This window comes from Bacillus sp. L75, assembly GCF_003676355.1.
GTDB classification, from domain to species: Bacteria; Bacillota; Bacilli; order Bacillales; family Bacillaceae; genus Bacillus; species Bacillus velezensis.
This window is the reverse complement of the sequence record NZ_ML064903.1, coordinates 174,901-197,529: the sequence shown is the minus strand read 5'-3', so window position 1 is coordinate 197,529 and position 22,629 is coordinate 174,901. Positions and strand designations below refer to the sequence as shown.

Annotated in this window: 26 protein-coding genes; 4 read left to right on the top strand and 22 right to left on the bottom strand. The window is 47.8% G+C overall.

All coding sequences use genetic code 11. The annotated features are described in order from the left end of the window. Positions 1-34: 34 nt before the first annotated feature. From D5S11_RS07155 to D5S11_RS07140, 4 genes are all read right to left on the bottom strand, one after another. A complete protein-coding gene (locus D5S11_RS07155; RefSeq protein WP_043021678.1) occupies positions 35-361 on the bottom strand; it encodes a LapA family protein in 327 nt (108 codons plus the stop codon). A gap of 63 nt (positions 362-424) precedes the next feature. Next, positions 425-922, bottom strand: coding sequence for a cation:proton antiporter regulatory subunit (locus tag D5S11_RS07150; protein ID WP_042635388.1), 498 nt, complete (start codon positions 920-922; stop codon positions 425-427). A gap of 131 nt (positions 923-1,053) precedes the next feature. Next, positions 1,054-3,273, bottom strand: coding sequence for a protein translocase subunit SecDF (gene secDF / locus D5S11_RS07145; protein ID WP_039254370.1), 2,220 nt, complete (start codon positions 3,271-3,273; stop codon positions 1,054-1,056). A 36-nt stretch (positions 3,274-3,309) separates the two neighbouring features. Further along, positions 3,310-3,606 (bottom strand): post-transcriptional regulator, encoded by a 297-nt coding sequence (locus D5S11_RS07140; RefSeq protein ID WP_007408189.1) that lies wholly within the window; start codon positions 3,604-3,606, stop codon positions 3,310-3,312. A 115-nt stretch (positions 3,607-3,721) separates the two neighbouring features. Between D5S11_RS07140 and spoVB the strand changes: the two genes are divergently transcribed. After that, entirely contained in the window at positions 3,722-5,278 is a 1,557-nt protein-coding gene (spoVB, locus tag D5S11_RS07135) for a stage V sporulation protein B (protein WP_007408188.1), read from the top strand. A 7-nt stretch (positions 5,279-5,285) separates the two neighbouring features. On the opposite strand, the gene D5S11_RS07130 is transcribed toward spoVB, so the two are convergent. Then, positions 5,286-5,942, bottom strand: coding sequence for a DUF421 domain-containing protein (locus D5S11_RS07130; RefSeq protein ID WP_047935988.1), 657 nt, complete (start codon positions 5,940-5,942; stop codon positions 5,286-5,288). 166 nt (positions 5,943-6,108) lie between these two features. Here D5S11_RS07130 and D5S11_RS07125 point away from each other — a divergent pair, with 166 nt between their 5' ends. Continuing rightward, entirely contained in the window at positions 6,109-6,495 is a 387-nt protein-coding gene (locus tag D5S11_RS07125) for a TIGR04086 family membrane protein (RefSeq protein WP_003152697.1), read from the top strand. Between the two features lie 51 nt (positions 6,496-6,546). Here the strand turns inward: D5S11_RS07125 and yajC are convergent, their stop codons facing one another. From yajC to nadB, 13 genes are all read right to left on the bottom strand, one after another. Next, positions 6,547-6,807 (bottom strand): preprotein translocase subunit YajC, encoded by a 261-nt coding sequence (gene yajC / locus D5S11_RS07120; protein WP_003152695.1) that lies wholly within the window; start codon positions 6,805-6,807, stop codon positions 6,547-6,549. A gap of 30 nt (positions 6,808-6,837) precedes the next feature. Beyond that, entirely contained in the window at positions 6,838-7,983 is a 1,146-nt protein-coding gene (tgt, locus tag D5S11_RS07115; RefSeq protein WP_007408186.1) for a tRNA guanosine(34) transglycosylase Tgt, read from the bottom strand. A gap of 27 nt (positions 7,984-8,010) precedes the next feature. Beyond that, complete coding sequence (gene queA / locus D5S11_RS07110) at positions 8,011-9,039, bottom strand: tRNA preQ1(34) S-adenosylmethionine ribosyltransferase-isomerase QueA (RefSeq protein ID WP_003152692.1); 1,029 nt, start codon at positions 9,037-9,039, stop codon at positions 8,011-8,013. A gap of 25 nt (positions 9,040-9,064) precedes the next feature. Beyond that, entirely contained in the window at positions 9,065-9,265 is a 201-nt protein-coding gene (locus tag D5S11_RS07105) for a DUF2905 domain-containing protein (protein WP_003152687.1), read from the bottom strand. Beyond that, positions 9,258-10,262, bottom strand: coding sequence for a Holliday junction branch migration DNA helicase RuvB (ruvB, locus tag D5S11_RS07100; RefSeq protein WP_007408185.1), 1,005 nt, complete (start codon positions 10,260-10,262; stop codon positions 9,258-9,260). The genes D5S11_RS07105 and ruvB overlap by 8 nt, the downstream gene beginning before the upstream one ends. 10 nt (positions 10,263-10,272) lie before the next feature. After that, positions 10,273-10,878, bottom strand: a complete 606-nt coding sequence (gene ruvA, locus D5S11_RS07095; protein ID WP_003152683.1) for a Holliday junction branch migration protein RuvA — start codon at positions 10,876-10,878, stop codon at positions 10,273-10,275. Positions 10,879-11,012: 134 nt separating this feature from the next. Beyond that, positions 11,013-11,522: a sporulation cell-cell signaling protein BofC gene (locus D5S11_RS07090; protein ID WP_007408184.1), complete on the bottom strand. Its 510-nt coding sequence runs from the start codon at positions 11,520-11,522 to the stop codon at positions 11,013-11,015. Positions 11,523-11,654: 132 nt separating this feature from the next. Continuing rightward, positions 11,655-11,774 (bottom strand): hypothetical protein, encoded by a 120-nt coding sequence (locus D5S11_RS20455; RefSeq protein WP_007612850.1) that lies wholly within the window; start codon positions 11,772-11,774, stop codon positions 11,655-11,657. Positions 11,775-11,907: 133 nt separating this feature from the next. Further along, a complete protein-coding gene (locus D5S11_RS07080; protein ID WP_020954253.1) occupies positions 11,908-12,501 on the bottom strand; it encodes a YhcN/YlaJ family sporulation lipoprotein in 594 nt (197 codons plus the stop codon). Between the two features lie 148 nt (positions 12,502-12,649). Further along, positions 12,650-13,840 (bottom strand): SafA/ExsA family spore coat assembly protein, encoded by a 1,191-nt coding sequence (gene safA, locus D5S11_RS07075; RefSeq protein WP_025285054.1) that lies wholly within the window; start codon positions 13,838-13,840, stop codon positions 12,650-12,652. Between the two features lie 126 nt (positions 13,841-13,966). Next, the gene (gene nadA / locus D5S11_RS07070) at positions 13,967-15,070 is read right to left on the bottom strand and encodes a quinolinate synthase NadA (protein ID WP_007408180.1); all 1,104 of its coding nucleotides are present in this window, start codon (positions 15,068-15,070) and stop codon (positions 13,967-13,969) included. A 1-nt stretch (position 15,071) separates the two neighbouring features. After that, positions 15,072-15,920, bottom strand: coding sequence for a carboxylating nicotinate-nucleotide diphosphorylase (gene nadC / locus D5S11_RS07065; protein ID WP_047935989.1), 849 nt, complete (start codon positions 15,918-15,920; stop codon positions 15,072-15,074). After that, on the bottom strand, positions 15,902-17,467 hold the full coding sequence (gene nadB, locus D5S11_RS07060; protein ID WP_047935990.1) for an L-aspartate oxidase: 1,566 nt from the start codon (positions 17,465-17,467) through the stop codon (positions 15,902-15,904). Before nadB ends, nadC begins: the two co-directional genes overlap by 19 nt. Positions 17,468-17,572: 105 nt before the next feature. On the opposite strand from nadB, the gene D5S11_RS07055 reads away from it, so the two are divergent. Both D5S11_RS07055 and D5S11_RS07050 read left to right on the top strand, forming a co-directional pair. Further along, positions 17,573-18,724: an IscS subfamily cysteine desulfurase gene (locus D5S11_RS07055; RefSeq protein ID WP_047935991.1), complete on the top strand. Its 1,152-nt coding sequence runs from the start codon at positions 17,573-17,575 to the stop codon at positions 18,722-18,724. Continuing rightward, positions 18,721-19,263: a transcription repressor NadR gene (locus D5S11_RS07050; RefSeq protein ID WP_012118101.1), complete on the top strand. Its 543-nt coding sequence runs from the start codon at positions 18,721-18,723 to the stop codon at positions 19,261-19,263. The genes D5S11_RS07055 and D5S11_RS07050 overlap by 4 nt, the downstream gene beginning before the upstream one ends. 25 nt (positions 19,264-19,288) lie before the next feature. Here the strand turns inward: D5S11_RS07050 and pheA are convergent, their stop codons facing one another. The 4 genes from pheA to D5S11_RS07030 are packed head-to-tail and all read right to left on the bottom strand — an operon-like array spanning position 19,289 to position 22,553. After that, positions 19,289-20,146, bottom strand: a complete 858-nt coding sequence (pheA, locus tag D5S11_RS07045; protein WP_003152668.1) for a prephenate dehydratase — start codon at positions 20,144-20,146, stop codon at positions 19,289-19,291. Positions 20,147-20,159: 13 nt separating this feature from the next. After that, entirely contained in the window at positions 20,160-20,603 is a 444-nt protein-coding gene (gene thrR / locus D5S11_RS07040; RefSeq protein WP_007408173.1) for a transcriptional regulator ThrR, read from the bottom strand. Between the two features lie 53 nt (positions 20,604-20,656). After that, complete coding sequence (gene obgE, locus D5S11_RS07035) at positions 20,657-21,943, bottom strand: GTPase ObgE (RefSeq protein WP_007408172.1); 1,287 nt, start codon at positions 21,941-21,943, stop codon at positions 20,657-20,659. A gap of 31 nt (positions 21,944-21,974) precedes the next feature. Next, a complete protein-coding gene (locus tag D5S11_RS07030; RefSeq protein ID WP_007408171.1) occupies positions 21,975-22,553 on the bottom strand; it encodes a sporulation initiation phosphotransferase B in 579 nt (192 codons plus the stop codon). Positions 22,554-22,629: the final 76 nt, after the last annotated feature.

Sequence of the window (22,629 nt, the reverse complement as noted above, 5' to 3'; positions counted from 1 at the left end):
TATTATACTAGAGCGGACTGAGGGGTTTCAAATGTTATTCTGATCCTTTTTTCTCTTCAAGCATTTCTTCCGGCGGCGCGGCTGTTTTTTGGCCGTCCGAATCAGCCGTCAATTCACCTGCGGATCTGTTTTCTTTCCGCAGCATTTTAATTTGGCGCTTCAGCTTCATCACTTGAAAGATACCGGCTGAAAACACGATCAGCGCTCCCATTAACACAGAGCCTAAAATGACTAAAATCAGCGGCCATTCAGCGGTTCCGAACAGATAATCAACCTCAACCGCCCGCACGTTAATGACAGCAAAGATGGCGACAATCAAAGTAAATAGTAAAGCGAATATAATAGTCCATTGTTTATTCATGCGTCTGCCCCCAATTGTTCATTCTTATCTTTTCCCCCATTTCCCCGGGAGTAAACCCCGGTCTCAGGAAATCCGGGCCGTTAATTGCTCGCGGACCAGCTTTTTCAGTCCGCTTCTTTCTCCCGATATGACGAGGGTGTCCCCTTCTTCAATTACGGTATCAATGCCGGGGCTCAGCTGTTTTTGCCGGTTTTTCTTTATGATCGCAATAATCTGGACGTTGTAATGTTTCTTGATCTCCAAATCTCCGATTGTACGGCTGACAGCCGGTGCATGAGATTCGGCTTTAAACCACTCAATGACGAGGTCATCAAGCGCAACTTCCACAGATTCCAGCGCTTTCGGCTTATACGTCATCCCGCCTAAAATAGCGGAAATCTGCCTCGCCTCTTCGTCGTTAAATTCAACGGATGCCAAGCATTCGTCATGATCATTCTCATCGAAGTAATAGAGCTCTTTTCTGCCGTCATCATGAAGAATAATACTGATTTTATCGTGATTTTTCGTAATGACTTCTACTTTCTGGCCGATGCCCGGAAGCTCCGACTCACGAACGTTCATAAGAACCCTCCTACATGTTTTTACAATGATGATTGATTATGTAAGCGTATGTCATTATAGCAAATGCAGGTTTTAAGTTCAATGCGGCCTAAAAAAACAGGCTGCCTTCCGGAAGACAGCCTGTTCCCATTTTACTCTTCGATTGATTTTTTCCCTTTAAATTCTTTACCTTTCCATACAAGCCACAGCTGCGCGGCGATGTAAAGAGAGGAATAAACGCCCGTCAATAAACCGACCAATAAGGCGACGGAGAAGTTTGTAATTGACGATGAGCCCAAAATGAGCAGCACGACGACAACAATCACAACGGTCAAGACCGTATTGATCGAACGTGTAAAGGTTTGCTGCAAGCTCAGATTCACGATATGTTCCAGATCGGCAAATGACTTCGGCTTGCGTTTTTTCATCTGCTCACGTATCCGGTCAAATGTAACGATCGTATCATTTATCGAGTAACCGATTATGGTGAGAATAGCGGCGATAAAGGTGACATCGACCTCCAGCCTTGTAATGCTGAAAAACGCGACGATAAAGAAAGCGTCGTACAGCAGGGATACAATTGCGGCGATAGCCATTCTGTACTCGAAACGGATTGACACGTAAATAATGATGCCGATTGATGCAATGGCGACAGCATATAAAGCATTACGGGCCAGTTCTTTTCCGACTGTCGGCGATACCGTGCTGACGTTCGGTTCAGATCCGTATTTGTCCTTAAAGTACGTTTTGATTTCAGCGATTTTTTCTTTAGATGGCTCTCCGACAAACCGGGCCGCGGCAACATGGTTCTCTTTACCAGAAAGCACGATGTTTTCCGGTTCCATGCCGAGAGAGTCAAAATCTTTTTCAACCTGATGCGCCGTCAATGCATGATTGCTCTGCACGTCAATCCGCGCGCCGCTTGCAAAATCGATTCCCAGGTTGAGTTTAAAGACCAGTAAGATGATAATTCCCGCAATGGTTACAGCGCTTGAGAAAATAAAGAAATATTTTCGCTTGCTCGTGAAATCCCATTTTTGGAATGCCGTATGCGGTTCAGTATTTTCGTCGGTCTTCTGAATATCCATAATGTGTTTTTTCTTGACGCCGAACCAGCCTTTTTTCCGGTCAAGCCATCTGCTTTCCACGAGAAGGGAGAGCAGGAATCTTGAAAGGAAGACAGCTGTAATAAAGCTTGTCAGAATTGACAAAATCAGCATCGTCGCAAACCCTTTTACAGAGCTTGTCCCGAAAATAAAGAGCACGACCGCTGCGATGATCGTTGTAATGTTCGCATCGAAAATCGTCGCGAATGAACGTCTGTTCCCTGAACGGAAAGCTGAGCGGACGGATTTGCCGAGTTTCAATTCTTCTTTTATCCGTTCATAGGTGATGATGTTGGCGTCAACCGCCATCCCGACACCCAAAATGAGCGCCGCAATACCCGGAAGCGTCAGCACCGCCTGCATCCAGTCAAACACTTGAAGCGTAATATACACGTATACAGAAAGCGTAATTACCGCTATGAGTCCAGGCAGTCTGTAATAAAGCAGCATAAATAAGAAAACAATTGCAATACCGATGATGCCGGCCTCTACCGTATCATGCAAAGCCTGCTGTCCGAATTGAGCCCCTACTGAAGTAGAGTATTTTTCGGTCAGTTTCACAGGCAGCGCGCCCGCGTTTAAAATATTGGCCAAGTCCTTCGCTTTTTGAACGGTAAACTGGCCTTCAATTGTGACATCCTTCGTGTTTAATTCCTGGCTCACATTCGGAGCGGATACATATTTCGGATGTTTTTTGCCGACTTCTTTTTTAAAAGAATCGCCTTTTTGGTAATCAAGCCAGATCACAAGCTGATTATTAGGCGCCATTTTCTTGACTTTTTTCGTCACTTCGCCGAACTTATCCGCATCCTTCAGCTTAACGCTGACAATCGGTTCGTTCGTCGTCGGATCAAAGGTTTGCTTCGCGCCGTTTTCCACGAGATCAGAGCCGTTTAACAACTCTTTATCATTCGTATCCCTGAACGAGAGCTGCGCTTCCGTTGACAGAATTTCGCGCGCCCTGTTCTGATTCGTGACGCCCGCCAGCTGTACGCGGATGCGGTTATTTCCTTCAATCTGAATATTCGGCTCGCTTACGCCGAGAACGTTAGCCCGGCGGTTCAGCGCCTGCACCGTGCTGACGAGCACGTCTTTTGTGATTTTATCGCCTTTTTTGACGGGCTGCACATCGTACAGAACTTCAAACCCGCCGCGTAAATCCAATCCTAACGTAATATTATTGGCAGCCGGTTTTGTAAAATACCCCAGCCCTGTGCCGATCAATAATACGATCAGGAAAAACGCAATCAAGCGTCCTTTTTTCATTATGTATTTCCTCCTTAAACCTATGCCGTCAAATCATTATCTCAGCAGTTCATCTAAAGCTTCCTGACCCTCATCGCTTTCCAGCCAATTAGACGACTTAAAAGCTTCAACGGTTGCATAGTTCATAAAATCGCCAATTTTAACTGATAAAATATGACCGGCCAATTCATGCAGCGGCAGTTCCTTTTTCTGTTTCCACTTTTTATGTATTAAGTATGACCATAAACTCTCGTGCTCAACATCATCGTATCCGAGGATTTTGAACTCTTCAAGTTTACTGTACAAGAAAGGCCGCAAATGATCTTTGTACATTTCGGCGGGATGTTTCTCCACTGGGCGCTCGCTCCTTTTTCCATTTTTCTCGAAGACTTGTCATGCTCGGACGACATCGGCGCATATCTTTATTGTATATGATTCCAGGTAGTTTGAGAAGGCAGGGGTTTATAAAATGGCAAAACAGACTTTTTTAAGGGGCACTCTTATTCTCATCGCAGCCGGGATGATTACGAGAATGCTCGGCTTTGTCAACCGGGTGGTTATCGCCCGGTTTATCGGTGAAGAAGGGGTCGGTTTATACATGATGGCTGCCCCGACATTTTTCTTGGCCACCACTTTGACTCAATTCGGCCTCCCCGTTGCCATCAGCAAACTTGTCGCTGAAGCAAGCGCGCGGGGGGACCGGCAGAAAATGAAACATATTTTAGTGATGTCGCTTACCGTCACCGGGATATTAAGTCTCATCTTCACGCCGCTGTTTTTATGCTTTGCGCCGATTATGTCCGAAACGATGCTGACGGATCAGCGCACGGTTTACCCGCTTCTGGCGATTACGCCCGTCGTGCCGATTATCGCGATCTCCAGCGTGCTGCGCGGTTACTTTCAGGGAAGGCAGAATATGAACCCGCTGGCGTTTTCCCAAGTGCTTGAGCAGATCGTGCGGATTTCACTTGTCGCGGTCTGCACGACGGTGTTTCTGCCGTACGGGATTGAATATGCCGCAGCCGGAGCCATGATTTCGTCTGTCATCGGGGAGCTTGCCTCTCTTATTTATTTATTCATTTGTTTTAAAGCAAATAAAACAATCAGAATCAGAAAACAATTTTTCAAGTCGATCGCAAATGGAAAAGAAACCTTCCGCCAGCTGATGAGCGTGTCGCTCCCAACAACCGGAAGCCGCTTCATCGGAAATTTATCTTGGTTTTTTGAACCTATTGTCGTCGCGCAAAGCCTTGCGATTGCAGGAGTGGCCACCGCTGCCGCCACCAGCCAGTACGGGGAGCTGACCGGATTTGCCATGACGGTTTTGACGCTGCCCAGCTTTATAACCTATTCTCTGTCAACGGCACTTGTTCCTGCGATCAGTGAAGGAATGGAGCAAAAAAAGCTGCAAGTTGTCGAATACCGTCTGGAACAGGCGATGCGGCTGTGTCTTTTAAGCGGAGGCATTTCGGTGGTTATTTTATTCTCTTTCGCTGATGAACTGATGTCCGTCATGTACGGATCAACTAATGCGGCGGTATTTGTTAAAGTGATGGCGCCGTTTTTTTTGCTTTACTATTTTCAGGGGCCCCTTCAGGCGGTGCTGCAGGCTCTCAATTTAGCCGGGGCCGCCATGATGAACAGTTTTATCGGCGCCGCTGTCAAAACTGGTCTAATTTTTGTTTTGGCGACCAGGCCTTCCTTGGGCATCATGGGCGCCGCACTTGCGATTGTAACGGGGATGGTTCTTGTCACCCTGCTGCATGCGGCCACCGTAAGCAAGGTGCTTCCGATCAGCATTAAAATAAAAGAATACGCGCTCTGTTTTGCCGTCATATTCATTTGCGGCTATGTCAGCCGCATCATCAAACACGCCGTTCATTTTTCAGGGTCAGAGGCTGTTAATCTCACAGGCTGGATTGCAATGACCGCGATTTTGTATATAGCGCTTCTTCTGTTATTCAGGCTGATTAAAAGGGAAGAGCTGATCCGGATTCCGGTCATCGGCAAGTTCGTGACGCGGTGAAACCGATTCATGGCTCCCCTTTTTCATCTTTAAGATCAATAAAAAAAGCGCCGTCCGTAAACGTGCAGAATGATATAACCGAAAAATCGCGATATCCTCTTTTTGCTAAATTTTTTTCGAGCCAGTGTTTATCTTTCCCGATTCTGTCCAGATGCTCGTTCTGAATGACCCCGTCAACGATAAGCGATGTTTCCATCTGCTTATCCTTATTGTTTTTCTTTTTGACGATCGACAGTTTGCCTGAAGACTCCAAAATGGCATATGACACGTCAGAGATTCTATCGATGTTATTCTCCCTCAGCTGCATAAGAAGATCGTCAAAATTGTAGCGCTGCGATCTCATCGCCCGTTCATCAATTTTTCCCTGTTTTATAATAATGGTGGGTTTTCCGTCAAGCAGCTGCCGTATTTTTTGGCTTTTGAGCGAAATAAAAGCAAGGCTTACTTGAATAATCATTAAAACGACAATCGGCACAATCGTATGCAAAAGCTTATCTTTTACATTTTCAATTGCCAATACGGCAATCTCGGCAATCATAATGGAGACGACAAGGTCTAAAATGCTCAGTTCTCCGATTTCCCGTTTTCCCATCAGTCTGAAAATCACAAGAATGATAAAATAAAGCACAATCGTACGAAACGTAATAATGAAAATATCTTCCATATCGCACCTCCAACGGTCATAGCATTTGCCATCGGCTCTGAATTATGTAAGAAACGGGCTGAACATCATGCATTTAAGTCTAATTCGAACATTCAGAGAATACATTTAGAAAAAGACAGGCTCCGGCTTGTCATATATCAGGCCGCAGAGCGGAGAGGAGATAAAAATGGAAGAAACGAAACAAGTGGGAAGAGGCGTCTTGTACGGCTTAGTGGCTATCTTTGCGGTGATGCTTCTTACGAGTTTGGCGATTTCGCTTTTACTGACGGTTACCTCAATGGAAGAATCATCTTTCAGCTGGCTGATCACCGCGCTTTCTTTTCTTTCTTTATTTGCGGGCGGTTTTATATCGGGCGGCAAAGCGAAGGAAAAAGGCTGGATGATCGGAGCGTTAACCGCCGTCTGTTTTTCATTAATCATCTTGCTGTTTCAATATTTAGGGTTCGGAAAAACGTTTACATCCGGTCAGCTTTTGTTTCATCTCGGCTTTTTGGGAGTCAGTATGCTGGGCGGCATTTTCGGAGTGAATTTGAAAGGAAGCAGATCAGCGTAATAAAAAAAGAGCGGATTCTCCGCTCTTTTTTTGTATGTATGAGCTTCGCTGTTATTCAGCGGAAGCTTCTCTGATTGCGCGGCGGTCAAATGTTAAACGGGTGTTATCACCTGTTTTAATGACGACCTTGCTTTCATCAATTGAATCAACAGTGCCGTGCAATCCTCCGATTGTCACCACTGAATCCCCTTTTTTCAGCTCTTCCTGCATCTGGCGTACGGCCTTCTGCTGCTTTTGCTGCGGACGGATGAGCAGGAAATAAAGCACTGCAAACATTAAAATAATAGGAACGATTGTACCTAAAGTACCCATCTGTTTCCCTCCCTTCAAGAATGGTTTTATTTAGAAGCTTTTCGCATTTGGCTTATTATAGCCGTAACGCTCAAAGAACTCTTCTCGGAAATCACCAAGACGATCCTCCCGGATGGCTTGTCTGACCTGCTCCATTAAGTGTAACAGAAAATGAAGGTTATGGTAAGTTGTTAATCGAATTCCAAACGTTTCATTACAGCGGATCAAATGTCTGATGTAAGCGCGGGAGTAATTTTTGCATGTATGGCAGCTGCACTCTTCATCAATCGGACGGAAATCACGCTCATATTTGGCGTTTTTCATATTCAGACGCCCTTCATTCGTAAACACCGTGCCGTTTCGGGCAATCCGGGTCGGCAGTACGCAGTCAAACATATCCACGCCGCGAATGGCGCCGTCAATTAAGGCATCCGGTGAACCCACACCCATTAAATATCTCGGCTTGTCCTTCGGTAAAAGCGGAGTTGTAAACTCAAGCACTCGGTTCATGACGTGCTTCGGCTCGCCGACAGATAATCCGCCTATGGCATACCCCGGAAAATCAAGCGAAACCAAGTCTTTTGCACTTTGTGTCCGCAGGTCTTCGTATTCTCCGCCCTGTACGATTCCGAATAGCCCCTGCTCATCTGAGCGCCCGTGCGCCTCCAGGCAGCGTTCCGCCCAGCGGCTGGTCCGTTCCACAGAGCGTTTCATGTAATCATACTCTGCCGGATACGGCGGACACTCATCAAACGCCATCATGATATCAGAGCCGAGGGCGTTTTGAATTTCCATCGCTTTTTCCGGAGATAAAAACAGCTTGTCTCCGTTTAAGTGATTGCGGAAATGAACGCCTTCTTCTTCTATATTACGAAACTTGCTCAATGAAAAGACCTGAAAACCGCCGGAATCCGTTAAAATCGCGCGGTCCCAGTTCATAAACTTATGAAGCCCGCCCGCTTCTTTTACAATGTCGTGTCCCGGGCGGAGCCATAAATGGTACGTATTGCTTAAAATAATGCCCGCATCCATAGATTTCAGCTCGTCCGGAGACATCGTCTTTACCGTAGCAAGCGTGCCGACCGGCATAAATACAGGCGTCTCAAAGGAGCCGTGGGGCGTATGAACTCTGCCCAGTCGCGCTCCCGTTTGTTTGCATTCCTTTATAAATTCATAACGTATCGGTTGTTCAGCCACTTTGTATGAGGCCTCCTGTCATTCAAATTAGATAATCAGCATGGCGTCGCCAAAGCTGAAGAAACGATATTCCTCTTCTACCGCATGACGGTAGGCGGAAAGAACATGCTCTCTGCCGGCAAGCGCAGAAACGAGCATGATAAGGGAAGATTTCGGCAGATGAAAATTGGTGATCATCCCGTCAATCGCCTTAAATTCATATCCCGGATAAATGAAGATGGACGTCCAGCCGCTTGAAGCGGTAAATACGCCGTCATGCTCGCCGGCAATGGTTTCCAGGGTGCGCGTGGATGTCGTCCCGACCGACACAATGCGCCCTCCCGCCTTTCTGACCTCGTTTAAAGAGGCGGCGGTTTCTTCCGTCATTTCATAAAATTCCGCGTGCATGTTATGCTCTTCCACATCATCCGCACTGACCGGGCGGAATGTGCCGAGTCCCACATGAAGTGTGATAAATTCAATCCGCACACCTTTTTGCTTCAGCTCGTCCAGAATCTCTTCCGTAAAATGAAGTCCGGCCGTCGGAGCTGCGGCAGATCCGATTTCTTTTGAAAAGACGGTCTGATACCGTTCTTTATCATCAAGCTGCTCTTTAATATAAGGAGGCAGCGGCATTTCACCGAGTGATTCAAGCACTTCGTAAAAAATCCCGTCATACCGGAATTCTATTTTTCTGCCTCCGTGATCAAGCTCCTCCGTGCAGACCGCTGTCAGCCGGCCGTCGCCAAATGTCAGGACCGTTCCTTTTTTTACGCGTTTCGCCGGCTTTACGAGCGTTTCCCATGTATCATTTTCTTCCTGTTTTAATAACAGAAGCTCCACTTTCGCTCCCGTATCTTCTTTTGTGCCGAATAATCTTGCAGGCAGCACACGGGTATTGTTCAAGACGAGGCAATCCCCTTCATTAAAAAAGCTTACAATCTCTTTAAATGAACTGTCCGTCAGCCCGCCCGTCTGTTTGTCGAGCACCATCAGCCGCGATGCGTCACGCTCTTTAAGCGGCACTTGGGCAATGAGGCGTTCAGGCAGTTCAAAATCAAATAAATCGACTTTCATCATTTCACCTTAATTCTGTCTATTGTTATTTCATTCTGCCGAAAAAATTAAGCAGAATGGATAGTATCACACTGATCACAATACAAGTGACAACGGGAAAGAAAAATGTAACATTTCCCTTCTTAACGAAAATATCTCCGGGCAGCCTTCCGACAAAGTGCCAGACTGCGCCGGCAATAAGCAAAACGGCACCGAGAACCATGAGAACCTTCGGAAAGTCAGTCACGGGCGGGCGCCTCCAATCGAAAATGTTCATACACAGCCGGCGTCACGACCCGTCCCCTCGGCGTCCTCTGAAGAAATCCGATCTGCAGCAGATACGGTTCGTACACATCCTCTATTGTATGCGGTTCTTCGCCGATTGTCGCGGAAATCGTATCAAGGCCGACGGGACCGCCGCTGAATTTTTCGATCATGCCCATCAGCAGCTTATGGTCGATATGGTCAAGGCCGAGCGCATCGACTTGAAGACGTTCGAGCGCGTCGTGAGCGATTTCTTCCGTGATGCGGCTGTCGCCGAGCACCTGGGCAAAATCTCTCACCCTTCTGAGCAGACGGTTTGCAACCCGCGGCGTTCCCCTTGACCGTCTGGCGATTTCCAGAGCCGGGGCTTTTTCGATATCCACTTCAAAAACGTCAGCCGTTCTTGACACGATATCTGTCAGCTCTTCCTGCGTATAGTATTCAAGGCGCGACAGCACCCCGAACCGGTCTCTGAGCGGTGCGGTCAATAATCCGACCCTTGTCGTCGCTCCTACAAGCGTAAAAGGGGGAAGGTCGAGACGGACGGAGCGGGCGGACGGGCCTTTTCCAATGACAATATCAAGGCAGAAATCCTCCATCGCCGGGTACAGCACTTCCTCAATTGAGCGGTTCAGCCTGTGAATTTCGTCTATAAACAGCACATCCCCTGGTTCGAGCGCCGTCAAAATGGCTGCCAAATCCCCCGGTCTTTCGATGGCGGGACCTGACGTCGTCCGCATCTCCACACCCATCTCATTGGCCACGATAGACGCAAGCGTTGTTTTCCCGAGACCCGGAGGCCCGTATAAAAGAACGTGGTCCAGCGTTTCCTGCCTCATTTTCGCCGCATCGATAAACACGCGCAGATTTTCTTTCACCTTCTTTTGGCCGATATACTGGGCGAGATTCTGCGGCCTGAGGCTTTGCTCGATTATTGATTCATGGCTGTCTGCTTCACTTGAAACGAGCCGTTCATCCATGAACATCACCTTACTTTAATAATTTTTGCAATGCTTTTTTCACATATTGATCTGTTGAAAGCGCCGTTTCCTCTTTTAAGTGAGGAAGCACTTTTTTAATTTCTTTTTCGGCGTAGCCGAGAACCCGGAGCGCTTCAAGCGCCTCGTCAAGCGCCGTTTCAGCCTCTTGTTTTTCAATGCGCGCTTCATGATTGAACAGGTTGTCAATCATTTCAGGCACGACGTCGGCCAGTTTGCCTTTCAAATCAAGAATAATCTGCCGCGCCGTTTTTTTGCCCACACCCGGAAATTTCACCAAAAAGGCTTCATCTTCCTGTTCGATCGCTTCGATGACGGCTCCGGGATCACCGGAGCCGAGGATGGCGAGCGCCCCTTTCGGCCCGATGCCGGTGACGTTCAGCAGCTTTGTGAAAAGCGCTTTTTCTTCCCGGGTTGAAAAACCGTACAAAGAAAAGGCATCTTCTTTTATATGATGATACGTAAAAATGGTCTCTTGATTGCTTACCTTATAAATAAACGGATTCGGAGTGAAGACCTGATAGCCGATTCCGCCGTTTTCAATCACGATGTATTGGGGAGATACATAATCAATCGTCCCCTTCACGAATTCAATCACACCTATTCACCTCTTTGACTGCTTATCATTGTAACACAAAAACAGCCAAAGTCTTATAGAAAAGTTAACGTATGTTCGCTTTGACACCTTCCATTCAGAAAAAAAAGACATGTGTCACATGTCTTGCGTCAAAGTCAGCCGCTGTAAGTCTTAATATGATCGATCACGCTCTCAAACTCCGCTTTTGTCCTGTACGGTATGCCGTGTTCCAAGTGCTTTTGCAATCGGCTTTCCAGTCTTTCTATATCAATCTGGAAGAAAGATTGAATCGGCTCGGCCAGCGATCCGGGACGGCCGTGAAAAGTGGAGATGACGCCCCCGTCCGTGACGCCGATATAACCGTTAACCTTACTGAGCGGAGAAATGTCATCAACATGCTTACGGAAAAGGACGAAGCCTTTTTTCTGCTCAACGAGCGTCCAGCCCGCATATGCGGCCCAAAAATCCTCCATCGCCAAAACGGTTTCATCCGTATGTTCGATGCCGACATCACCGTCCAGATAGACCTTTTCCAGCTGGACGTGCACCCGAAGCGGCCCGTAATGCTCGACCTCCGCCCCGTATGCGCCTTTTCCTCCGCAAATCAGGGCTGCAGCCGATAAGATAAGCATAAACAATAGACGAGCACCGCAAATTCGTTTCACCAATAACACCTCTTTATTCAATCAAACTCTTGATGCTAGTTTGACCAAAGATGCCGGTGCTTAACCGTTTTCTTTCATTTGTCTGTTTCAGCCGAAAAAAAGCAGCTCTCTAAATGAGGGCTGCTGCGATGATTATGCCCGTCCGGCTGAAATCAGTTTCATTTGTCCGGGCGTCAGTTTGAGCCGGTATCCCCTTACGGTCAGATACACAGTTTTTGCTCCGCGGCTTTTGTCATGCTCCGTTTTTTTCATCCCGGCCCCTCCGTTACGTTTTATTACTTTTATGTTAACACCGCAATATAAAGAGCGTTTTAAGAATATGTAAAGAAATGATGAAGCTTTATTCATAAAAATACTGCCGGATGAAATCATCCGGCAGTCCCGTTTAACGGCTGTTTCTGTTCATGTCTTGCAGCTTTGTAAAAGTAGCGTTGTCGGTAAACACTTGAATTGTACGGCCGTCCGCGAATTTTTTGGCCGCATGTTTGACATGTTTATCATCATTTTTCGTAAAAGGATGATTTGTTCTGACGGCAATGACGACTCTCGTGTCAGTCACGATGACCTGACTATCCTGTACGCCGTTTACTTTTTTCACGCGGTTTGCAACTTTTGCCGCCAACCTGATGTTTTCGGCGTTGTCATACCCATTATAAGACATTGCTGCCGGCGGCGTATTGACATTTCGGCCGTTATATGTGCCGTCCGTCGTTAACGGAACCCCGTCATTAGGCGCGTACTGGTCGGACACGTTTGTCGTATTATGACGGCCGTTTCGGTTTTCCATCATTTCAGAAACGGGTCCTTGATGGTCCATGCCGTACTGGCCTCTGCCGTTACCATTATCATTCGAATAATATCCGACCGGACGTGTTGACTGGTTGTAGCGTCCGTCATTCATGGCATTATTTGCTCCGCATGCCGTTAAGCTTGCCGTCACGGCTAAAACGCCCGCGATCGTCATCAGTTTTTTACCCAATGGAAAAACCCCCCGTGGATTCATCGCTGTTTTGAGCGTTTTCCGCTCATGTTTAGGATGTGCGGCGGGCGGCGGATTTAAGCTTGTCAGTTATGTCCATTCCTCAGTTGGACATAAAAAAAGGAACGACATACATCGTCCCGAAACATTAATCTTCTTCTTCCTCCGGCCGTCCGAATACTTGATTTGGACTCGGCTGATTCGGCGCGGCACTAGGATTTGCTCCGCCGTAAGGCATAAAATATCCGGCGTTTGCACCCATATTCGGATACGGCTGCACAGGCATATTTGCGTGATGGTGATGTGAACCGTGGTGATGGTGGTGGTGATGATGTGAATCATGGCAGCCGCAATCATCATCCTTATATTTTCCATCATGATGAGGCGCGTTTGCGTAATGTGACGAATATCCGCCGTAATACGGCATTTGACCGTACGGAGCACCGCCGAAACCAGATGCAGAACCATCATAATGCTCTGCATTTTCATGGGCCTGGTTTTCAAATTCACCGTAACCCGCTTGCGGCCCAAATCCCGGATGATGGAATCCGTACGGTAACGGCATCGGCATTACCGGAAAGCCTCCAAAACCTCCTCCAAAACCGCCGAAACCTCCGCCTACCGGGAAGCACGGATGGCATAGTCCCGAACCCGGCAGCATCGGTGTCACCGGAACCGGACAAGGACAAGGCATGCACGGCATCGGGTAATGCATAAAAGACGGTTCAACGGCCGGCATATTCGGAAACGGGACATTCGGAATGTTTGGCATGTTCGGCAGATGATAAGCGGCGTTTTCTTCTTCCATCTTTCCGGCTTCAGGCGCCTTTGGCATATTCGGGTAATTCGCGTTTTCCATGTTGATCATTTCCTCCTGTTGTGGAATGTTATTGTCATGCTCTTTTTCTTTCGGCTCGACAAAATGTGTCACCGGTTCCTCCGGCTTAGGAGGCGACCACGGCTGAAACAGCTGATTGGACGGGTAATATTGGTTCATATCAGCTTCCGGCAGCACATTTTCATGCTTTTCAGGGATTGGCGGCACATACGGAATTGACGGCTTTGGTTCTTCCGGTATGGTGTCTTCAATGTCCACAACTGATTTCGGTTTTTCTTTGGCATATGGATGCTCATGCTTATGCGCAGACGTTCCGAAGCCGGCCTTAGGTTCTTTTCTGACCGGAACGGCTTCTGAAGGCACCTTTATCTTCATTCCAGGCATAATTAAGTCTGGATTGCTAAGCTGATGATTCAGTTTTTTTAACTCTTCAAGATCAACTCCGTATTTTTCAGCTATTTTCCAGAGCGAATCGCCTTTTTGAACGATATGAATTTTCAACGTTTTCCCCTCCTATGCACAAAACGTGAACGGTACATTTGTCATTACAATACGTTTCTTCACACTATATGCCGGTGGACTGGGCATGATGATAAAAAATTTGGGAAGGAGGGGAAATTTTTATGATTACGTATGACTCAGCATTCTGTTCAAAGCACGAAGCGCTTCTGTCCGAACCGCTTCCGGAACTTTAATGACACCCTTCGGCTCGCCTTTTTCAAGCTGCTCAAGCGACCACAATAAATGCGGCAGGTCGATTCTGTTCATAGTAAGACACGGACACATATCGGGATTCAATGATTCAATCTGTTTATCCGGATGCAAGTGAATGAGGCGCTGAACAAGATTCATTTCCGTGCCGATCGCCCATTTGCTTCCCGGTTCAGCCTGTTCGATCGTATCAATAATGTATTTGGTAGACCCGCTGTCGTCACTGAGCGAGACCACTTCCCGCGAACATTCCGGATGAACGATAATGCGGATGCCGGAATCCCGCTGCCGCAGCTGAGAAATATTTTCCGCTGTAAACTTTTCGTGTACGGAGCAATGCCCTTTCCAAAGGATAACCTTAATGTTTTCCGGATGGTCAGTAAGCAATCGGTTCTGCACCGGGTCCCATACAGCCATTTCTGTCAGCGGAATGCCGAGGTCATAGGCCGTATTTCTGCCTAAATGCTGATCCGGCAAAAATAAAATTCTCTCTTTTTGTTTAAAAGCCCATTTCAGCACACTCCGGGCATTCGAAGAGGTGACGGTCGCTCCTCCGTGCCGTCCGACGAATGCTTTAATTTCCGCCGTCGAGTTAACATATGTTAACGGAATGATGGTGTTACCGTACAGTTCTTGAAGCTCTTGCCATGCTTTGTCCGTCTGCTGAATATCTGCCATATCAGCCATCGAGCAGCCGGCGCGCATGTCGGGCAAAATGACGGTTTGGTTATCATCAGTCAGCATATCAGCGGTTTCCGCCATAAAATGCACGCCGCAAAACACAATATATTCCGCCTCTTTATTTTTTTCTGCCACTTGAGCAAGCTGCAGGGAGTCACCTGCCGTATCGGCGAATTGTATTACTTCGTCTTTTTGATAGTGATGCCCCGGAATGAACAGGCGCTTTCCGAAAGCCCGTTTAATGGCGGCGACCCGCTTTTCCATTTCTCCTGTGCTCATGTCTTTATAATGGCTCGGCATCATTTCGGCTGATGCAGTTAGCACGTCAAAAATAGACATCTTAAAAATTCCCCTGTTCCGCAGCCTCAACATCCATGCTGATGTCGGCGCTTTTTACTGAATGAGTCAGAAATCCGAGTGAAATATATTGGACGCCCGTTCCTTTATAAGCGGGCAATGTGCCGAGCGTTATGCCTCCGGATGCTTCCGTTTTGATATGTCCCGGTGTCATGCCTGCAAAACGCCGGACGGACTCAGGCGGACAGTTGTCAAACATAATAACGTCTGCACCCGCTTCTATTGCCTCGAGCAGCTGCTGTTCGGATTCAATTTCGACTTCCACCGCAAGCATCTGCCCCGCCGTTTTTCTTGCCCGCTCCACGGCCGCCTTTATCGATCCGCAGGCAGCAATATGATTATCTTTAATCATGATGCCGTCATATAAGCCGAAGCGATGATTAAAGCCGCCTCCGACCCGAACGGCGTATTTTTCCAGCATTCTGAGCCCGGGTGTCGTTTTTCTCGTATCACAAAGCTTAATGGACGGATCATCAAGACGCCTTTTGGCCTCATCCGTCATTGTCGCAATGCCTGACATTCTTTGTATGAGATTCAGAATGACCCGCTCCCCCGTAAGAAGAGCCGCCGCCTGGCCTTCTATTTCAGCGAGCACGTCTCCTTTTTTCATCCGTTCTCCGTCTTTTTTCAGGGAGCGGATGCGGATATCATCGTGTAAAAGCTTCCATCCTTCACGGATAACGGCTTCTCCGGCAAACACGCCGTCTGTTTTTGCGATGATTCGCGCTTTACATTGCTGATCAGAAAAAATCGCTTGTGACGTCGCATCACCCGTTCCGATATCTTCCTGAAAAAAATGAGTCAGCATTTGTTTTAGCTGCAGAATGTCCATAGTTCCCCAATCCTTTCGTTTTTTCTGATAGCTGTTCCAGATGTTGAATGAATGATTTGTTTTCCGTGCCACTCTTTCTCCGTCCCGGGAAAATCAGCGCGAAAATGAGCGCCCCTGCTTTCTTCCCGAATAAGGGCTGAGGTCACAACAAGTTGCGCAGTCTTCCATAAGCAGGATAGCTCGGCTTGTTCCATTGTGATATCCTTCACATTTATATGACGCACAGATACGTTGTTAAGCCAGGATGCCAGCGCCTGCAGGTTTTCTTTTTCCCTGACAATGCCCGCTCCGGTTGTCATTTTGGCTTGGAGCACATGAAGCGTTGTGTCCGGCACTTCTAAGATGACGTCAGATTTCTTCGGGGTTTTTTTATATCTTCCGTTTAACGGTGTTTGAGTGATATGTTCAGCACATCGTTTCCCGCTTGCCAGCGCTTCCAGCAGTGAGTTGCTCGCAAGGCGGTTCGCCCCGTGCAATCCTGTGCAGGCGGTCTCGCCTATGGCGTACAAATCAGGCACGGACGTTTTCCCCCATGTATCGGCTTTTACTCCGCCCATTAAAAAATGCATTCCGGGTGCTACGGGAATCCCGCTTTCAAGATCAACACCGGCTGTTTGACAAATTTCTGTTATGGTCGGAAAACGTTTCTTAAAATCGGCTATTCGGCTGCAATTTATAAAAACAGGATTTTCTTTCATCATTTCTTCATAAATCGCCCGTGAAACCACATCCCGGGGCGCCAAATCTTCAAGCGCGTGTCTGCCAGCCATGATCCTGCGCCCGAAGCGATCCGCTAAATATCCGCCTTCTCCCCTCACTGCTTCAGAAATCAGGCCGTACACAGTCTCGTTTTTCACAAGGAGGGTCGGGTGGAACTGGGTGAACTCCATATCCGTGATCTCAGCTCCCGCGCGGAAGGCAAGAGTGATGCCGTCTCCCGTTATGGCGGAATCATTTGTGTGATATTGGTACAGACTGCCGCAGCCGCCTGATGCAAGCACTACACAATCCGCTCTTCTGTAAGAAACAGCGCCTGAAGCATCCTTTGCGGCAACGCCTGCGCATCGTCCGTGTTCAATCAGCAGATCAACAACCGTCTCGTGTTCAATGATCCGTATGCCGTCCCTCAGCTGCTGAACCAGAAACTCAACCAACATCCGTCCGGTCGCATCTCCCCCGGCGTGCAGAATTCTCCTTTTGGAATGAGCGCCTTCCCTGCCGAGACAAAACGTTCCGTCCGACTTCGTATCAAAAGGGAAATGGCCTTCTATCAGCCTGTTTATCATGCTTTGTCCGCTTTTCAGCAAATGCCGCACGGCTGTCACGTCATTGTGTCCGCATCCCGCATACAGTGTATCGTTCACATGGGATTCTATAGAGTCATCTTTTGCATATGAAACAGCAATCCCGCCTTGAGCATAATGCGAATTGCTGTTCGTTACGTTTCTCTTTGTGATGACGGTCACTTGGTATGACGGAGGAAATGAGGAAGCACAGGCAAGGGCCGCCGTCCCCGAACCAATGACGATAATTGTTTTTTCAGACATACATCACCCTCCTGTTATGTTTACACCTGTCTTGACACCTATATTTACACAACGATAAAATAAACTCAAGCTTTTTTTAACATAAACGGATAGGAGACGGGCTGTATGATTTATCTTGATTACGCGGCGGGAGCGCCTTTAAGCAAAGAAGCCGCGAAAGTCTTTCAGCATCTCAGCACAGAGGTATACGGCAATGCAAGCAGCCTTCATGACGCCGGAGGAAGAGCGGCGGACGTGCTGGAATATTGCAGACATTCTGCAGGCAAATTGATCGGCGGAGCGGCAGACGGCATTTACTTTACAAGCGGCGGAACGGAAGCGAACATCCTGGCCGTCCAATCATTGCTGCACGGCCTGCCCGATCACAAAAAACATTTTATTACGACCGCAATGGAACACCATTCGATCCATAATGCCGCGGCGTTTTTAGCTGACCGTGGAATTGATGTCACCATCATATATCCCGACGAAAACGGCCTTATAACCGAGGACATACTGGCGGCTCATGTCCGTCCTGACACGGGGCTCGTTTCCATACAGCACGCCAATTCAGAAACCGGCCTCATCCAGCCTGTGAATCGTCTGGCCGCTTTTCTTCACCAGAGAAACATTTTGCTGCATTGCGATTGTGTTCAAAGTTTCGGCAAACTGCCGATTGATGCGGATCAGGCGGGAATCGACGCCCTTTCCATCTCCGGTCATAAAGTATACGGCCCGAAAGGCACCGGGGCTGTTTACATTCGGCCCGGTGTCAGCTGGAACCCGGTTTATCCGCATACCGTGCATGAAAACGGGTTCAGGCCCGGTACGGTGAATGTGCCGGCCATCGGCGCTTTTACCGCTGCTGCGGAGTATGCAGTGAAACATATGGAGGAACACCGTGAGCATGCTGACAGGCTGAGGAATTATTTGTATGACCAAATTCGGCGTCAAGGCCTCCCCATTTCATTTTCAGAGGAAGAAACCGGCGGTGAATGCCTGCCCCACATTGTCGGGTGTTTTTTTCACTCCTTTGAAGGACAATATATTATGTTAGAATGTAATCGTAACGATATTTGCATCTCAACCGGGAGCGCATGTTCCGCCGGCAGCCACGGCCCTTCTTCAGCTATGAAGGCGCTGAGAAAAACCGAACGGGAAGCGCGGCAGTTTTTCCGGATCTCATTCGGAAACGAAACAACATGTGAACAGCTCGATATGCTGATACATACATTTACGGCGCTATGGGAGCAAAAGAAAGGAGAATCAGCAATTTGACAGAAGGAACGAAGCTTACTGGGGAGAAAAGACGCGACATGCTGCTTCATTGGCTGAAAGAAGCCGGCTCGCCATTAACAGGAGGCGAATTGGCCAAAAAAGCAAATGTCTCAAGACAGGTGATCGTGCAGGACATATCGCTTTTGAAAGCAAAAAACGAGCCGATTATCGCGACGAGCCAAGGCTACTTATACATCAGCATGAATGCCGGCGGCGAAAAAAATGCCGAACGGATTGTCGCCTGTCTGCACGGCCCGGAGCGGACGGAAGAAGAGCTTGCACTTATTGTCGATGAAGGCGTCACCATAAAGGACGTCATAATTGAACACCCCGTATACGGCGATTTAACCGCCGCCATAAGAGTCAGTACACGGAAAGAAGTCAAACAATTCATGGATCACATTAACTCGACAAATGCCGCTTACCTTTCACAGCTGACCGGAGGCGTGCACCTCCATACGTTAAGCGCCCCGACAAAAGAGCGGATTGACCAAGCCTGCCAAGCGCTGGACGACGCGGGTATTTTAATAAAAGATTAAAAAAAAGCCCCCTGAAGGGCTTTTTTTATATCGAATAGGATTGATATGTTCCCAGAAGCTTGACCCGGCAGCCGAGGGCTTCCATCTCTTGAACGGCACCGGGAATGAGAACCTGATCCATCGCCTGTTCAATATCAATAATAAAGAAATAGTTGCCGAGACCCGTTTTTGTCGGCCGCGATTCGATCTTTGATAAATTCAGGTTTCTCCATGAAAAAGCGGACAGCACCCTGTGCAGCGCACCTGATTGGTCATCTTGGGGAAGCGTTACCATCATCGTCGTTTTCGGCCGTGAAGACAGTTTCGCATTCACTTCGAATGAGACGTCTTTTTCAGGCGAAAGAATGACAAATCTCGTGTGGTTGTCCTGATAATCCTGAATATCCCGCTTCACGATGCTCAATCCGTATGTAGCGGCGGCCATTTCATTTGCAATCACGCCGATCGGAAGGTCCGAATGCTCACTGACATACTTGGCAGCCGCACCTGTTGACTTCGCATACTCATAAGGAACGGACGAAAAATGCCGGTGAAGAAATTTGTGGCATTGCGCAATCGCATGGGAATGAGAATAAATTTTCTCAAGTTTTTTCCACTCATTTTCTCTCGAAGGGTGAACGAGCAGATGCTGGTGAATCGGCAGCGTCATTTCCCCCACGATCGCAAGAGGCTGCTCATGAATCAAATAGTCAATCGTTAAGTTAACCGAGCCTTCCAGCGCGTTTTCCAAAGGAACAAATGCAAGATCAACTTCTCCCGCAACCGCCGCATCCATGCATGCCGGTATTGTTTGATAAGGTGCTTGTGTCACGCTGTTTTGAAAGCAGGAACTGACTGCTAGATGTGTAAATGTGGCTTCTGGCCCTAAATAACCGACTTTCATGTCTCTTCTCTCCTTACGCGCCTGACCCTAAGATCTCAACTTTTTCTATAAAATCAAATTTTCTCAGTTTATTCATTAACGTATGAATGTTTTCTTCCATTGCGGACGTACTGATTGAGAGCGTGACATTCGCCCTGCCCTGAAGCGGAATCGTCTGGTGAATGGAAAGCACGTTGCTTCCTGAGTCAGCCACCGCCTGCAAAAGCTGGGATAACGCGCCTGACCGATCCTCCAAATGAAAGAAAAGTGTGATTATTTGTTCTTTAACCATCGTGTAAAAAGGAAAAACCGCATCTCGGTATTTGTAAAAAGCGCTTCTGCTTAAATCAACTTTCTGCACGGCATCTGCAACCGATTCAGCCTTTTTTCTGTCGAGCAGCTTTTTGACTTCAAGGGTTTTCCGCATCGCATCAGGCAGAACGTCTTCACGCACTAAATAAAATGTCTCTTCTTTCACCTGCACCCCTCCCTTTTACATCAGAGAGCCTGCAACGCAAGCTCTCCGTTTTTTTAATCAATAAATTCAAATTCAAATTCCAGAAGCCGGATGATATCGCCGTCTTTAGCACCGCGTTCTCTGAGCGCTTCATCAACGCCCATACCGCGCATCTGTCTTGCAAAACGCTTGACGGATTCGTCACGGGAGAAGTCAGTCATTTTAAAGAGGCGTTCCAGACTGTCACCTGAAAGCACAAACGCGCCGTCCGGATCACGGGTAATGTTAAATGGAATTTCTTCATCTTCCATCGTGTACATTACGCGGTTTTCCGCCAGTTCTTCTTCATCATACAGCGGGAATTCAGGCGTTGTTTCCAGCTGGTTGGCGACTTCAAACAGAAGATCGCGGAGCCCTTCTCTCGTCACAGCGCTGATCGGAAAGACAGGGTGATCATCCTGAAGCTTTTCTTTAAACGCTTTAAGATTTTCAGCCGCTTCGGGCATGTCCATTTTATTCGCAACGATAATTTGCGGACGCTCCGTCAGCCGCAGATTATATTCACTGAGCTCCTGATTAATGGTGACATAATCCTCATACGGATCACGGCCTTCCATCGCTGACATGTCAATGACGTGAACGATGACGCGCGTCCGTTCGATATGGCGGAGAAATTGGTGGCCTAAGCCGACTCCTTCGTGCGCTCCTTCAATCAGGCCGGGCAGATCCGCCATGACGAAGCTTCTTCCGTCATCCGTTTCCACCATGCCCAGATTCGGAACAAGCGTTGTAAAATGATAATCGGCGATTTTCGGCTTTGCCGATGAAACGACAGACAGAAGCGTAGATTTTCCGACGCTCGGGAAGCCGACGAGACCTACGTCTGCAAGCACTTTCAGTTCAAGCACGATATAGCGCTCTTTTCCGGGCTCTCCGTGCTCTGACAGCTGCGGTGCCGGGTTGGCCGGTGTTGCAAAGCGGGTATTTCCGCGTCCGCCGCGTCCGCCTTTTGCGATGACGGCGCGCTGCCCGTGCTCTGTCAGATCGGCAATGACCTGTTTTGTATCGTCATCCGTTACGACTGTGCCGGGCGGAACTTTAACAACCATATCGTCCGCATTTCTGCCGTGCTGGTTTTTAGACATGCCGTGCTCGCCGCGTATCGCTTTGAAATGCCGCTGGTACCGGAAGTCCATGAGCGTGCGCAGTCCTTCATCAACCTCAAAAACGACGTCGCCTCCATTACCTCCGTCACCGCCGGCAGGCCCGCCTTTCGGCACATATTTTTCACGGCGGAACGCAACCATTCCGTTACCGCCGTCGCCGCCTTTTACATATACTTTCACCTGATCTACAAACATAATATCCTCCGTTCTAAACCGTAAAAAACCGCTAGTTCATTCCAATTTCGGCCACACATTCATGGCCGGTCAGCTCAAATTGCATGACATCAAAGTCCTCATGCCGGGATTTGCGAAATTCATCAAACACATCTGCATTTGCAATCGTTCCATGAAAATCGAGATATACAATAAGCTGTCTGTCAGGGTGATCCGTCTGCAGCGATACGGTCAGATGATTTTCACTTTCATTGTTTACCGCCAGACCGAACAGATGAAACAGTTTTCTCATCAGGTTCGACAGCTTTTGATCATATGCCGATAAATCTTTAATTTCTCCGAGCACTTCGTATTCGAGCCTCATATAACGGGACTTCCAATTAAATGTAAGAAAGTCAAACGCCAAGTGCGGGGTTTTCAGGTTTGAGAGCTTTGATTCGTGCTTTGCATCTATGACCATTTCGTCAATAATTTCAACGACCCTGTCATACTTCTGCAAACTTAAGTTTCCTTTTATCAGCTGCAGCTTATTCATCCAATCATGACGGAAATGGCCCATTAATTGGATCAGCTCATTGATCAGAGCCGCATCGCTTACAGGTTCTTCTTGTTTCTTCGATACATCCTTCATTTTCGCACTCCCAATCGTTTAATTTCTTTTTAGGAGTCTTGATAAGTGTGTACTATGAATTATAACAGAGAAGGCT

Excerpts from the sequence above, each read along its gene's own strand:
- D5S11_RS07155 (WP_043021678.1), bottom strand. The coding sequence starts at position 361 with ATGAATAAACAATGGACTATTATATTCGCTTTACTATTTACTTTGATT.
- D5S11_RS07030 (WP_007408171.1), bottom strand. The coding sequence starts at position 22,553 with ATGAAGGATGTATCGAAGAAACAAGAAGAACCTGTAAGCGATGCGGCT.
- pheA (WP_003152668.1), bottom strand. The coding sequence starts at position 20,146 with ATGAAAGTCGGTTATTTAGGGCCAGAAGCCACATTTACACATCTAGCA.
- D5S11_RS07150 (WP_042635388.1), bottom strand. The coding sequence starts at position 922 with ATGAACGTTCGTGAGTCGGAGCTTCCGGGCATCGGCCAGAAAGTAGAA.
- nadB (WP_047935990.1), bottom strand. The coding sequence starts at position 17,467 with ATGTCTGAAAAAACAATTATCGTCATTGGTTCGGGGACGGCGGCCCTT.
- spoVB (WP_007408188.1), top strand. The coding sequence starts at position 3,722 with ATGGCAAAACAGACTTTTTTAAGGGGCACTCTTATTCTCATCGCAGCC.
- ruvB (WP_007408185.1), bottom strand. The coding sequence starts at position 10,262 with ATGGATGAACGGCTCGTTTCAAGTGAAGCAGACAGCCATGAATCAATA.
- D5S11_RS07130 (WP_047935988.1), bottom strand. The coding sequence starts at position 5,942 with ATGGAAGATATTTTCATTATTACGTTTCGTACGATTGTGCTTTATTTT.
- queA (WP_003152692.1), bottom strand. The coding sequence starts at position 9,039 with ATGAAAGTCGATTTATTTGATTTTGAACTGCCTGAACGCCTCATTGCC.
- D5S11_RS07125 (WP_003152697.1), top strand. The coding sequence starts at position 6,109 with ATGGAAGAAACGAAACAAGTGGGAAGAGGCGTCTTGTACGGCTTAGTG.
- D5S11_RS07055 (WP_047935991.1), top strand. The coding sequence starts at position 17,573 with ATGATTTATCTTGATTACGCGGCGGGAGCGCCTTTAAGCAAAGAAGCC.
- secDF (WP_039254370.1), bottom strand. The coding sequence starts at position 3,273 with ATGAAAAAAGGACGCTTGATTGCGTTTTTCCTGATCGTATTATTGATC.
- obgE (WP_007408172.1), bottom strand. The coding sequence starts at position 21,943 with ATGTTTGTAGATCAGGTGAAAGTATATGTAAAAGGCGGCGACGGCGGT.
- D5S11_RS20455 (WP_007612850.1), bottom strand. The coding sequence starts at position 11,774 with ATGAAAAAAACGGAGCATGACAAAAGCCGCGGAGCAAAAACTGTGTAT.
- nadA (WP_007408180.1), bottom strand. The coding sequence starts at position 15,070 with ATGTCTATTTTTGACGTGCTAACTGCATCAGCCGAAATGATGCCGAGC.
- yajC (WP_003152695.1), bottom strand. The coding sequence starts at position 6,807 with ATGGGTACTTTAGGTACAATCGTTCCTATTATTTTAATGTTTGCAGTG.
- nadC (WP_047935989.1), bottom strand. The coding sequence starts at position 15,920 with ATGGACATTCTGCAGCTAAAACAAATGCTGACTCATTTTTTTCAGGAA.